This window comes from Amycolatopsis sp. CA-230715 (assembly GCF_018736145.1).
Classification (GTDB): domain Bacteria; phylum Actinomycetota; class Actinomycetes; order Mycobacteriales; family Pseudonocardiaceae; genus Amycolatopsis.
Genome location: NZ_CP059997.1, coordinates 8,916,684 through 8,930,049, shown reverse-complemented (window position 1 = coordinate 8,930,049; position 13,366 = coordinate 8,916,684). Strand labels below are relative to the sequence as shown.

The 13,366-nt window shown below is 69.8% G+C and carries 9 protein-coding genes; 3 read left to right on the top strand and 6 right to left on the bottom strand.

Going from position 1 to position 13,366, the window contains the following annotated elements:
* Window positions 1-3,852, top strand: coding sequence for a non-ribosomal peptide synthetase (locus tag HUW46_RS41705; protein ID WP_215544164.1), 3,852 nt, complete (start codon window positions 1-3; stop codon window positions 3,850-3,852).
* On the opposite strand, the gene HUW46_RS41700 is transcribed toward HUW46_RS41705, so the two are convergent.
* The gene (locus HUW46_RS41700; RefSeq protein WP_254125483.1) at window positions 3,839-4,855 is read right to left on the bottom strand and encodes a methyltransferase; all 1,017 of its coding nucleotides are present in this window, start codon (window positions 4,853-4,855) and stop codon (window positions 3,839-3,841) included. The genes HUW46_RS41705 and HUW46_RS41700 overlap by 14 nt on opposite strands.
* A 111-nt stretch (window positions 4,856-4,966) precedes the next feature.
* On the opposite strand from HUW46_RS41700, the gene HUW46_RS41695 reads away from it, so the two are divergent.
* A complete protein-coding gene (locus tag HUW46_RS41695; RefSeq protein WP_215544162.1) occupies window positions 4,967-6,154 on the top strand; it encodes a cytochrome P450 in 1,188 nt (395 codons plus the stop codon).
* A 6-nt stretch (window positions 6,155-6,160) separates the two neighbouring features.
* Here HUW46_RS41695 and HUW46_RS41690 read toward each other — a convergent pair whose 3' ends face one another.
* The 3 genes from HUW46_RS41690 to HUW46_RS41680 all read right to left on the bottom strand — a co-directional run bounded on the left by HUW46_RS41690 (window position 6,161) and on the right by HUW46_RS41680 (window position 9,385).
* Window positions 6,161-6,991, bottom strand: a complete 831-nt coding sequence (locus HUW46_RS41690; protein WP_215544161.1) for a DMT family transporter — start codon at window positions 6,989-6,991, stop codon at window positions 6,161-6,163.
* A 5-nt stretch (window positions 6,992-6,996) separates the two neighbouring features.
* A complete protein-coding gene (locus tag HUW46_RS41685; protein WP_215544160.1) occupies window positions 6,997-8,043 on the bottom strand; it encodes an inosamine-phosphate amidinotransferase 1 in 1,047 nt (348 codons plus the stop codon).
* Window positions 8,044-8,152: 109 nt separating this feature from the next.
* Window positions 8,153-9,385, bottom strand: coding sequence for a cytochrome P450 (locus HUW46_RS41680; protein WP_215544159.1), 1,233 nt, complete (start codon window positions 9,383-9,385; stop codon window positions 8,153-8,155).
* A gap of 109 nt (window positions 9,386-9,494) precedes the next feature.
* Here HUW46_RS41680 and HUW46_RS41675 point away from each other — a divergent pair, with 109 nt between their 5' ends.
* Window positions 9,495-10,322 carry a class I SAM-dependent methyltransferase gene (locus HUW46_RS41675; protein WP_215544158.1) on the top strand — a complete coding sequence of 276 codons (828 nt, stop codon included), beginning with the start codon at window positions 9,495-9,497 and terminating at the stop codon, window positions 10,320-10,322.
* Between the two features lie 595 nt (window positions 10,323-10,917).
* Here HUW46_RS41675 and HUW46_RS41670 read toward each other — a convergent pair.
* Together HUW46_RS41670 and HUW46_RS41665 are read right to left on the bottom strand one after the other, a co-directional pair.
* On the bottom strand, window positions 10,918-11,568 hold the full coding sequence (locus tag HUW46_RS41670; RefSeq protein WP_215544157.1) for an isochorismatase family cysteine hydrolase: 651 nt from the start codon (window positions 11,566-11,568) through the stop codon (window positions 10,918-10,920).
* Between the two features lie 39 nt (window positions 11,569-11,607).
* Window positions 11,608-13,272: an MFS transporter gene (locus HUW46_RS41665; protein WP_215544156.1), complete on the bottom strand. Its 1,665-nt coding sequence runs from the start codon at window positions 13,270-13,272 to the stop codon at window positions 11,608-11,610.
* Between the last annotated feature and the right edge of the window lie 94 nt (window positions 13,273-13,366).

Genomic DNA, 13,366 nt, shown 5'->3' with positions numbered 1-13,366 from the left:
GTGCCGACGAGGGCTTCCGATCTCCAGCTCGCCTACCTCTACGGCGAACTCGGCGACTTCGTTCTCGGCGGTCCCGCGCTGACCGCCGAGGAGTACTCGTGCGCACCGTTCGACGTCGACGCCTTCCGCGCCGCGCTCGCCACCATGATGACCAGGCACGAAATGCTGCGCGCCGCGTTCGACGCCGACGGCCACCTGGAGATCCAGCGCGCGGATCTGACGGTGCCGCTGGAGGTGCGCGATCTCACCGGCCTCCCCGAAGCAGACCGGGAACCGCTCCTCGACCGCAGCCGGTACGAGATGCGCACCGAGGGCCCTCCCCTGCGCGGCGCCGCGCCGTTCCGCATCCGGGTGTTCGACCTCGGCCAGGAGTACCGCGTGCACCTCCAGTTCCGGCTGCTGTGCATGGACGGGCTGTCCGGGGAGATCTTCGCCAAGGAACTGCGCCAGATCCTCGACGGCGACGGGAATCTGCCCGCGATCGGCTACAGCTTCCCGCGCTATCTCGACGAGCAGAGCGGCGACGGCACCGCGCTCGCCGCCGCGCGCGAGTACTGGCTCGGCAGGCTCGGCGAACTTCCCCCGGCGCCGAACCTGCCCGCCGTCGGCAACCCGGCGCCGGTGACCGAACTGCACCGCCGCACCCGAAGGCTCTCGCCACCGGTGTGGGACGCGCTCGCCAGGCGGACCCGGGAGAACCGGCTCACCCCCACCGTCGCGGTGTTCGCGGCGTTCGCCGATGTCCTGCGGTACTGGTCGCGGGACCCTTCGTTCACCGTCAACATGCTGCACGGCGACCGGCCACCCGTGCATCCCGACATCGACAAGGTGCTCGGCAACTTCAGCAGCACCGTTCTGGTGGCGTGCCCGAAACCCGGGCGGGAACAGACTTTCCGGGATCGCGCCCGCGCGTTGCGGCGGCAGCTGTTCGCCGATCTCCGGCACGGCGCCTACAGCGGGGTGTCGGTGATCCGCGAGCTGAACCGCCGCGAGGGCACCATCGACGCGGCCGTGATGCCGGTGGTGTTCACCAGCATGCTGGCCGTGGCGCCCGAGGAGAGCGGGGTGTTCCTGGAGTTGCTCGGGTGGAAGCAGCTCGACGCCAGGATCCGGACTCCGCAGGTGGCGTTCGACCACCAGGTCTACGAGGCAGAGGGTGGCCTGGTCCTCCAGTGGGACACCGCGGACGAGCTGTACCCGGCCGGGGTGCTCGACGACATGTTCGACGCCTACGTGCGGCTGCTCACCCACCTCGCCGAAGACGAGAACGCCTGGGAGGGCGCCACTTTTTCGTTACTGCCGCCGAACCAGGCCCGCGTGCGCGCCGCGGTCAACGACACGGTGGTTCCCATCGCACCGGACACGCTGCACGGACCGTTCTTCCGGCAGGCCGCGCGCACCCCGGACGCCACCGCCGTGCGCACCGGCTCGGGCGTCACCACCTACCAAGCGCTCGAACGACGTGCCTTGGCCATCGCGGCCGCGCTGCGTCGACGCGGCACGACCGAGGGCGAAACCGTTGGGGTGCGGGCAGAACGCGGGGACGACCAGATCGCCGCGCTGCTCGGGGTGCTCGCCGCCGGTGCGGCCTACGTCCCGGTTTCGCCGGGGTGGCCAGCCGCGAGGCAACGCGAGGTGGTGCGCAAAGCGGGCATCCGCACCGTGCTCACCGAACCGGGTCCCGATCTCGGTTCGGCGAACTCGGTTCCACTGTCCGAAGTGGACTCCGTCCCGCTCGCCGGTCCCGTGGCCGACGATCCCGAAGCACTCGCGTACGTCATCTTCACCTCGGGCACCACGGGGTCCCCGAAGGGGGTGATGATCCGGCACCGCCGGGCGGCCAACACCATCGCCGACATCAACTCCCGGTTCGGTGTGACGGCGGCGGACCGCGTACTCGCCGTCTCGGACTACACGTTCGACCTGTCGGTGTACGACGTCTTCGGGTTGCTCGCGGCGGGCGGCACGATCGTCGTGCCCGATCCGGACCAGGCAAGGGAAGTGACGCACCTGCACCACCTCGCCGCGTCCGCCGGGGTCACGATCTGGAACAGCGTGCCCGCGTACCTGGCGATGCTGGCCGACTTCGCGCGCACCGCGGACCGGCCGCCACTGCCCCACCTGCGGCTGGCGATGGTCAGCGGCGACTGGGCCCCGCTCACCATCGCTCAGGACCTTCGAGAACTGGCTCCCTCGGCGCGCTGCGTGAGCCTCGGCGGCGCGACCGAAGCCTCGATCTGGTCCAACTGCTGCGACGTCCCGGTGGATCCGCCGTCCGACTGGGTGAGCGTGCCGTACGGGTTCCCGCTGCGCAACCAGCGCTACCACGTGCTCGACGGCGACCTGCGCGATCGGCCGGACTGGGTGGCCGGTGAGCTGTACATCGCCGGTGACGGGCTCGCCGACGGGTACCTCTTCGACGAGGAGCTGACCGAGCGGGCGTTCCGCGCGCTGCCCTCCGGCGAGCGGATCTACCGCACGGGCGACACCGGGCGCTACTGGTCGGACGGCACGCTCGAGTTCCTGGGCAGGCACGACCTCCAGGTCAAGGTGAACGGCTTCCGGGTCGAGCTGACCGAGATCGAGGCCAGGCTGCTGGAGCACCCGGCGGTCACCGACGCGGTCGTGGTAGCGCACCGCGGGCAGCACGGGGTCACGCTCGTCGCCTACGCCGTCGGCGGGATCTCTGGCGAGCTGAGCGAGTGGGTCGGCGCCGCGCTCCCCAGCCATGCGGTGCCCCGCGTGATCGAAGTGGTGCCCTCGCTTCCGTTGACGCGCAACGGAAAGGTCGACCGGGCCGCACTCGCCGCGCGCGCGGCCGACACCGTGTCCGGTGTGGACGTCCCTATTGGACCAGCGCCCGAGGGCGCGGTCGCGGTGCGCCTCGCCCGGATCTGGGAGCAGCTTCTCGGTGTCGCCGTGCGGTCGGCGGACACCTCCTTTTTCGCACTGGGTGGCAATTCCCTGGACGCCGCGCGCCTGATGAACCGGATCGAGCGAGACTTCGGGGTGCGGTTGCCGCTCGCCACGTTGTTCCGGGCGAGCGCGGTACGCGAACTGGCCGACGCCGTCGAAGGGGTGACCGCGGGCAAACCGGACCCGTCCTGCCTGCTGCCGCTCGCGATCGGCGACGGACCGCCGCTCGTACTGGTGCACCCGGTGGGCGGCGACGTCCTGTGCTACCGCGCGCTGGTCGATCGGCTCGGCACGACCTACTCCGTGTACGGCCTCCGTTTGCCACCCGGGCCGCCACTCACCTCCTTGACCGACCTCGCCGCGCGGTACGCGACCGAACTCGCGAATGCGTTGCCGCGCACGGACTTCCCGCTCGTCGGCTGGTCGCTCGGCGGGGTCGTCGGTCAGGAGGTCGCCGCGCGGCTCGGCGGCGGGAACCCGGTGGTGATGATCGATCCGTGGGTGTCCGCCGGGTCGGGCGAACCGGTGCCGGACCGGGAGCTGGTGGCGGCGTTCCTGACCAACCTCTTCGACGGCGAAGTGCCCCACCTCCCCGGTTCGGACGCCTATCCGCGCGCAACGGACCTCTTGCGCGCCGCCCTCCCCGACCACGGCGGGCTGCCGTTCGACGAGGTACTCGACCTGTTCCAGACGTTCGCGGCGATGACCCGCGCGCTGCTCGCCCACCGGCCGTCCGATGGCGCGCCGACGCCGTCGGTATTGGAGGCCGAGGACGGCTTGTCGGGACCGGCGGGCCGCTACCTGGTTCCGCTCCGGGAAGCGGGCTGGGCGGACGCCCGGTTCCGCCGCTACCGCGGTGATCACTTCACCGTGGTGTCCCCGGAAGGCGCGGCGGAACTGGCCGAGGCGATCCGCGCGCTGCTCACACCGGGCTGACCTCGATGATCGGCAGCATCGGGGTGCTGATCAGGCGGTCCCAGCGCAGGCCTGCCCGCTGCAGCAGCGCCTCGATCTGCTCCTGACCGCGTGCGCCACCACCCGCCATCGCGAGCAGGAGCAGGTCGTAGAGCCTGCCGGTGGGGAACTCATCCATCGTCGGCCCCACCACCGGTTCGAGCACGAGCAGCCGGGAACCCTCACCCATCGCCGCGCGCACGTTGCTCAGCAACCGCACGGCGTCGTCGTCCTCCCAGTGGTACAGCACGCGCTTGAGGAGGTAGGTGTCCGCACCGGCGGGTACCGACTCCAGGAAGCTGCCGCCGACCGCTTCGGCCCGCTCGGACACGCCCGCGTCGGCGAACAGCTTCGCCGCTCCCGCCGCCACGTGCGGGAGGTCGTACACCTTGCCGCGCAACGATTTGAACCGCGCGAGGATACCGGCGAGGAAGGCCCCGTTGCCGCCGCCGACGTCGATCAGGTCACCGGCGGACGCCCAGTCGTAGGCGGGCAGGATGCTGCGCAGTTCGAGCCGCGTCGCGGCCTGCTGGGAGGCGTCGAACCGGCCGCTTTCCTCCGGGTGTTCGGCGAGGTAGGTCCAGTAGTCCTGGCCGTGCACCTCGTCGAACGCCGCGCCGCCGGTGCGGATGCTGTGGTCGAACCGCGACCAGGCCGCGACGTCGCAGGCCAGCAGCGGGTAGGCCGGGCGCAGGGACAGCGGGTGGTCGCTGCGCAGCGGTTCGGCCAACGGCGTCAGCGCGAAGGTTTCCGGGGTGACCTCGGTGAAGATCCCCCTCGCCGCCAGTGCGCGCAACGCCCGGCACAGCGAGGGCGCGTGCGCGCCGGTGGCTTCCGCGATCTCGGCGACCGGCCGCGGGCCCGCCACCAGTTCGTCGGCGACGCCCAGCTCGCCGACCACCCTGATGGTGAACGGCACGATGTAGTCCGCCAGCTCCGACAACCGCACTACCGACTGGAGATCAAGGCGCTGTCGACTGGTCACGGGCAACTCCCACCGTCCGCACGGGCACTGGGCACCAACGGTGCCAAAAGACTTCGACAAAAACAAGATACGAGTTCCTTGGCGGCAGCGAAGAAACTAGTATCTGGTTCCGTGGCCCCGCTCAACGCCCTGCTGTTCGGCAGCGAAGACGACCCGTACCCGATCTACCGCGCCCTCCGCGAGGACGGCCCGCTGGTCCGCGCCAGGTTCGGCGAATGGCTGGTACCGCGGCACGCGGACGTTTCGGCTCTGCTGCGGGATTCCCGGCTCTCCAGCGAGTTCCCCGGCGAGTACGCCCGGCTTTCCCTGCCGGACAGCCCCGCCGTCGACTTCCTCGAACGCATCATGCTGACCAGGAATCCGCCCGCGCACACCGGCTTGCGCCGCTACCTGAGCCAGGCGTTCGCCGAGCCCTCGGTGCGCCGCCTGCGCGAATACGTCTCGGAGCACGCCGACCGCCTGCTGGCGCCCGCGCTCGACGGTGAGCCCGTCGACGTCGTCGAGGATCTCGGGGTTCCGTTGCCGGTACTGGTGATCTGCGCGCTGATCGGCGTGCCGGAGGCGGACCAGCACGACGTGTGGACCAGGGTGGCCACCCTCAACCGCGCGTTCGACGTGCCCAACCGCACCGCCGCCGACATCGAGGCGATGAACTCCGGGCTGCCCTGGCTGCGCGACTACGTGCAGCGGCTGCTGGACGACGGCAGGGCCAGCGCCGCGGGCAACCCGCTGTCCACCATGCGCGCCCGCGGCGAGGACCCGGAAAGCCTGCACGACGCCGACTTCGTGGACAACGTGCTGTTCGTGCTGCACGCCGGGGTGGAAACCAGCATGGGCCTGGTGTCCAACGGCTGCGCCGCACTGCTGCGCCATCCGGACCAGCTGGCGCTGCTGCACGCCGATCCCCGCACCGTCCACACGGGAATCGAGGAGTTCCTGCGCTACGACGCGCCGATCCAGAGCACCACCAGGCTGGCGAAGGAGCCGATCGTGCTCGGCGGCCGGAAGGTCCGGCCGGGGCGGGCGGTGCGGCTGCTGCTCGGCGCCGCCAACCGCGACGAAGCCGTGTTCGAGCGGCCGGAAGAACTCGACGTCACCCGCTCCCCCAACCCGCATCTCGGGTTCGGCGGCGGGCTGCACCACTGCCTCGGTTCGGCGCTGGCCAGATTGGTCGGCACCACCGTGTTCGAACGCATGGTCGCGCACTCCGGTTCCTGGACCACCGAGGGCGAACCAGTCCGCAGGCAACACGCCAACCTGCGCTCCTACGCCCGGCTTCCGTTGCGGCTCAACGCATAGACCCACTCACGCCTGGGCCAGCAGGGCGACACCGACGACCGCGGTGGTCAGGCCGACCCACTGCGTCCCGCTGATGTGCTCCTTCAGCACCACCCTGGCGAGAATCACCGTCGACACCGGGTAGAGCGCGACGATCGCCGCGCTGATGCTGAGCAGACCGGCACGAGCGGCCAGGAGGAAGAACAGGTTCGCCAGCGAGTCCAGGCACCCCGCGCCGGCGGCCACTGCCATCGGCGGACGGCCGGGGCCGATCCGGCGGCGCATCGCGATCGCCGTGGCGAGCAGGATGACGCTGCTGACCGAGCGACCGACCACCAGTGGCGCGATCCCGCTGTCGTGCGGCGCCTGGTCCAGCATGACGAGCTGGAGCGCGATCGCGCATCCGGCAAGGCAGGCGACCACGAACGCCCGGCGGGAAATCGCCACCATCGCGACATCCCGTTTGACAGTCACCAGCACGATCGCGCACCCGGCGACCGGCAGCCCCGCGATCGCGGCCGCGGACAGGCGTTCGCCCTCCGCGAGGCCGACCACCACCGGCAGCGCGGCGGACACGATCGCGGTGATCGGGGCCATGATCGTCATCGGCCCGATGGCCAGCGCGTAGTAGAACAGCGCGAAGCCGAACGCGGACGCGACACCCGAGGCCGCGCCCCAGCCGAGGGAACCCGCGTTCCACCGCGCGCCCAGCAGGGGCAGGAGCAGGACCTCGACCAGCAGGCTGGCCGGCGCGCTCACCGCGACCACCCGGAACACGTTCGCCTTGCGCGAAGCCGTTCCGCCAAGGAAGTCGGCGATGCCATAAGCGCAAGCGCTGGCCACCGCCAGCAGGATCATGAGAGTCAGCTGTAGTCCTCGAGCGACCCGGTCCGCCGCACGTCGAGGGACACGCAGTGGAACCCGCCGGTGAGCGTGCGCGCGTGGCGCATCGGCAGCGGGGCGACGGTGACGTGCTTCTTCTCCAGCGCGCGGATGAGCGGGCGCTGGAGGTCGTTGACCACCGCCAGATCCGGCCTGACCATGACGAAGTTCAGCCCGCTCTGCCAGATCGACGCGCGCGGGTACGGAAACGCGTATCCGGTGTCGACGTTCTCCGGGCACCAGAGCACGTCCCAGCTCGCGAAGATCCGGGGCACCTGGTCTTCGCGGATCCGCTCGGGGTTGAGCACGACGAGCCCCGGCCGGACGAGCGTGATCGTGGTGTCGATGTGGGTGCCGTCGTAGACACCGGTGATCGGGTGGACCCGGTATTCGTCGCCGAGCACCCGCCGCAACCACTCGCCGCCGAGCTCGTTCCCGCTGCCGGAGACCAAGTATGCGATGTCCTTGCCGATCCGGAGGACGTTCGCGGCGTCGAAGAGCGGTTCATGGTTGTTCAGCACCGAACCCCGCTCGGGACGCACGGTGTAGGTTTCGTCGAGCAGCCGGGGTTTCGGCGCCGAAATCCAGTTCGCGCCGCTGCGGAAGTAGTCGAGCAGGATTTCGCGGTACGCGTAGGGCTCGAAGTAGCGGGACCGCAGCACCATCGGCGTCTCGATGACCGTTTCGCCGATCGCCAGCAGGACGTCGCGCGGGCAGTAGTTGTATTCGCCGTCCGAGGTCCAGTCCGGTGTGCCGAAACCCTTGGCGTGATCCGTCACGGCGGGCCGCCGGACCGTCACGCCCTCGGCGCGCAGCAGCTCGGCGAACCCTTCCAGGTCCTCGTTCGCCTCCTCGATGACGCGGGCGTCGTAGGGACCGGTCGGGATGTCCTCCAGGTCTTCTTCGTGCTCGGCGTAGTCGAGGGCGAAAAGGCCGATGTCAGGAGAAGGAACCCGGGCACCGTCCGCGATGCCCACGATCACTTCTTCCAGCGGATCCCACTCGTTGTGCACGCTGACGAGCGACACGGCCTCTGCTCCGATTTTCCGGTGGCTCCGCGCGATCGACGGTCATCGCGGTACTTCCGGACCAATATCCTCGGATCGTTCTCCCGTGACAACCCGCTTTCCGGACTACTCAGCTGGACCATCCAGCTGCGGCGGTCACCTCGAGCGGAACGCTGGAGTAGGTGCGGAAATTGAACCGCGGCAACCGCACCGGCGGGCCGCCGGGGGCGATCGCGGTGAAGGCCTCCAGCATCGCGCGCAGCACCACCGCGCCCTCCAACCTCGCCAACGCGGCGCCGAGGCAGGCGTACGCACCACCGCCGTAGGCGACGTGCGGGTTCGGGCTCCGCGTCACGTCCAATTCGGACGGTCGCTGGAACACCCGTTCGTCGCGGTTGGCCGAGCCGAGCAATAGCACGAGCAGTCTGCCTGGCCGGATCGACCTGCCGCCGATCTCCACCGTCTCCAGCACCCGGCGCACCCCGATCTGGATCGGCGCGTCGTACCGGACGAACTCCTCGACCGCAGTCGGCACGAGATCGGGCCGCGCGCGGAGCTTCGCCCACTCCCCCGGTTTCCCCGCGAGCACGGCCAGACCAGTGGTGATCATCGCCATCGCCGTCTCGAAACCGGCGTAGCAGGACATGATCACGCTGTCGATCACGACGTCGTCGGCGAGCGGGTCCCCGTCGTCGCCGAGGTGGGAAGCCAGTACTGACAACACATCCGTGCCCTTTTCCGACCTCGCCCGGTCGACCAGCGGCGCGAGGCAGGCGCGAAGCGCGGTCACGCCCGCGTCCGCCGCCGCGCGCCTGGCCGCCAGCACCTCGGGATCGGCGGTGAGCACGCTGTCGTTGAACGCGGCCACCATCGCGGCCACGCTGGTGCGGAACAGCTCCCTGTCCCGCTCCGGCACGCCGAACAGCTCGCACACCACCTCGACCGGGAGCGGCACACCCACGTCGCGAACGGCGTCGAACCGGCCGTCACGAGCGGCGGGGGCCAGCAGGCCACGGGCGACGGTCAGCGCATGTTCGGTGAGCTGCGGCGTGAACCGGCCGGTGAACGCCCTGCCGAGCAGGCGGGTCACCGCGCGGTTGTGGAACAGCTCCTGCATCCGGATCAGGAAGGCGCTGGCCGGGCCGATCCCCATCAACGACTCGTAGTACCCGGGCGGCAGGAGTTTGGTCATCCGGCGGTCCCTGCTCACCGCCGAGATCTCCGCGTGCCCGGAGAGCACCCACTGCCCGCCGAGCCCGCGCGCCAGCGGACCCGCGGCCCGAAGTTGGGCGTACGCCGGGTAGGGATCGCCGAACACGGCGGGATCGGACGGGTCGAACCTCGGGAGCACACCAACCGCCATGAACCAAGATACTAGTTTTCCCTCTCCCGCGCTGTCGAGGTCACCGCGTATGGTGGCACCGGTGAAAACAAGAACCTAGATCGCAGCTCGTTTCGCGGAAAGGATCGACATGTCCGACACGATCGACCAGGCCGGAGAGGACGTCGGCGCGTACTACGACGACCTCACCGAGTTCACCCGGCTGACCTTCGGCGACAGCATCCACATGGGGCTGTGGTCGGAGAACGACACTTCGTCGATCACCGAGGCGCAGGATCGGATGACCCGGTTCATCGGCGACGTCACCGGGCTCACCGCGGGCCAACGGCTCCTCGACGTCGGCTACGGCAACGGCAGGCCCGTGGTGCTGTACGCCGAAAGCACGCCGGTGGAGGTCACCGCGGTCGACGTCAGCGAGAAGCAGCTCGACAACGCCAACGCGTTCGCCGCCGAACGCGGGGTGGCGGACCGGGTCTCCTTTTCCGTCGCCGACGCGATGAAGCTCCCCTACGAGGACGACTCCTTCGACGCCGCATGGGCGCTCGAATGCTTCTCGCACATGACCGACCGCGGCTCGGCGATGAAGGAGATCAAACGCGTACTCCGCCCCGGCGGGCGGCTGATCCTCAGCGATGTCGTCGAGCTGTCACCACTGGCAGCCGACGACAAGGACCTGCTGTTCACCTGCTGGATGATGAGCTCGCTGTTCGACCTCCCGCGCTACCACGAAACGGTGCGGGACGCCGGGTTCACCGTCGTCGAGGAGCACGACCTCACCGCCAAGGTGCGCACCACGCTCCACCACGTCGGGGAGAACTACCTCGGCAACCGCCCGGCGATCGTCGCCCGCTACGGCGAGGAGTTCGCCTCCGAGGTGGACGACGATTTCCCCAAGCTGGGCCGGATCCAGCGCGAGCACCTCGGCTACACCGTCATGGTGGTGCGCAAACCCGAGTAGATCCTGGCTTCTCGGCGGCGGTGCCGCTCGCCGTGCCGCCGTGCGAAGCGGTCCGCCCTCCGTAAATGAACGATTCGGCTTGTAGCCGGGGCGCTCGCGTGCCCCGAAAGTGACCTTCAGGGAATCCAGCGCCCCGAAAGCCACTTTCGGGGCACCGGCAAGCGGGGCCCGCCCGTCACGAGAGTGAGAAAAGTGGCGCTAGGCGCCCCGAGGGTCACCTTCGGGGACTTCCGCACACTCGCCAGCCACCACGCCACAGCGGCGGCACCGCCATCCACACGCCAGCACTGTGATCTTCGGGGAGCTTGCCCCCCGAAGATCACTTTCGGCGCAGGCGCGCCGCGGGAGTCGAGCGCGCGAGGGGTGGATATGCAGCGTTGAGCGCCCCGAAGGTCACCTTCGGGGCATGCGCGGCACTGCCCGCGTGCCTGCGAGGGCCGAGAAAGTGGCGCGAGGGTCCCCGAAGGTCACCTTCGGGGACCACCACCGCGCCGCGACCCGCATCCCTGATGGCCACCATGACGGCACTGAGTGCCCCAAACGCGGCCTTCGCAACAACAACGTGCGCAGATCGCCCCAGCGTACGCAGCGTGGATCAACGCTCGCGAGGCACTTTCGAGCGAGGATCTGCGATGAGTTCGAGGATGTCCGCGGTGGGCCGTACGTCGCCGAAGCTCCGGTAGATCGTGTGGAGCGTGGCGTTGTGGTCCTCGTCGCGGCGGGCCGCGTTGGCGTCGGCCACCATGACCACGCGGTAGCCCAGGGTGGCCGCGTCGCGGGCGGAGGATTCGCAGCACACGTTCGTGACCGTGCCGGTGATCAAAACCGTGTCGATGCCCCGTTCTTCGAGCAGGCCGGGAAGCGGGCACCGGCCGGGGAAGAACGCACTCGCCGCGGTCTTCTCCGCGACGATGTCCTCATCGCGGCTCTCGAAGGCGGGCCAGAGCTTGGCGTTCCGGCCGAACTCCGCGGCGACGCGCGGGCCGAAGAACTCCTCGCGCGCGGGCAGCCCGGCGGGCAGGATCCACGCCACCGTGCCACCGGCCGCGCGCAGACCGGCCGCCAACCGTGCGATGTTGCCGACGATGCCCAGTGCGTACGGGGAATCGGCCACGAAGAGCGGCACCATGTCGAGCACGACGAGCGCGGTCCGCGCGGGAACGAGGTGTTCGTAGGCGTACCGCCGACCGCGCCGCTCCTGCTGGCGCTGGTACTCGCGTTCCTCGATCCGCCAGGCGTGCGTCAAAGGTCGCTGATCGTTGTCCGGCAGTGCGAGGTCCCCTGTCTAGTGCTGTTCGACTCGGCGTGGGAGCAGGCAGGTCGCGCCGAACGCGGCGGCGAACAGCCCGATCTGGGTCCACAGCGTACCGACCGTCGCGCTCTGGAAGCTCTCCCGTAGCGCGATCTTGTCGTGCGCCGCGATCGGCCCCGCCGCATCGGGCGGCAGCTCCTGCAGCGCGACGCACTGCGGCGGCATGGCTTCCGGTTCGGAAAGCCGCATCCGTTCAGCGAAGCAGTCGCGGAACCCGGTGACCGCGTTGTCCGCGGCCGGACCCGAGATACCAGCTTCGGCGAGGCTCGCCCGGAGGCCCGGTTCCACCGAGTCCGCGGAAGGCTGCGCGTTGCCCGCGAGCAGTGCGAACAGCAACGTGCCGCACGCCGCGATGCCGAGCGAGACACCGACCTGGTAGACCGTGTTGACCACACCGGACGCGGCTCCGGCGTTCTCCATCGGGACGTCGTTGAGCGCGTAGGCCATCACCTGCGTGAACGCCAAACCCATGCCGACGCCACCGAGGAACATCGGCGGCCACAGCAGGAACAGGCTCACGTCGTCCTGGGTGTCGATGATCCACATGAAGAGCAGCATCGTGCCGATCAGCAGCACGAGACCGAGCTGCATCCCGGTGCGGCCCAGCTTCGGGCCGATCCACTTCGCCGACAGCGCACCGAAAAGCGGCACCGCGACGTCCCACGGCAGACCGGCGAAGCCCGCCCGCAGCACCGAGTACCCCTCGCCGAGTTGCAGGTGGAGCGTGATGAACAGGAAGAACGCCATCACGCCGCCCATGAAGAAGAACGACACCAGCATGCCGCCGACGAACGAGCGGATCCGGAACAACGACATCGGCACCAGCGGGTCCGCGGTGCGCCTGCGCTGGTACTGGACGAAGATCACGAGCAGCGCCACGCCGACCCCGAACATCACGAACACCCAGGCCGGCCAATCGAGTTCACGACCTTGCACCAGTGGGAAAACCACGCACAGCAACGCGACGAACGCGAGCATCGCGGCGGGGATGTCGAGCTTGCGCGCGGAGTCGCCGCGCACCACCGGGATCACCTTGAGCGCGGTCACCACGGCGAAGATGCCGAGCGGCACGTTGACCAGGAACACCCCCCGCCAGCCGAGGCCCGCGATGTCGGCGGTGGTGATCAGCGCGCCGACGAGCGGGCCGCCGACGGTGCCGATCGCCAGCACCGCGCTCAGCCCTGCCCATGCCTTCGGCCGTTCGTCCGGCGCGTACATCACCTGGATCAGCGAGTACACCTGCGGCACCATCACCGCACCGGCGGCGCCCTGCACGAACCGGAGCACGATGAGCTGCTCGGGGTTCTGCGCCAGGCCAGCCAGCGCCGACACCGTCGCGAAGGCCACGATGCCGATCAGGAACATGCGCCGCATGCCGAACAGGTCGCCCAGCCTGCCGCCGAGGATCAGCGTCGCGGCGAAGGCCAGCGTGTAGGACGCGACCACCCACTGCACGGCGGCACCGTCCATGCCGAGCCCGCGCTGGATGGACGGCAGCGCCACGTTGACGATCGTGATGTCGAGCAGGTCGAGCAGCATGCCGAGCAGCACGACGACGAGCGCGAGCGCCCGGCGCCGCCCCGCCACCGGCGTCGTCCCCGCCTCGGCGGGTGGGGCCTCGGTTTCGTCGGCAGCCATCTCGAACCCCTCGTATCTAGTATTGTCGGCGACAACCGTCGTGCAGAATATTGGCAGTGAACACGAGAACACAAGCGACCTACCCGGCATTCGG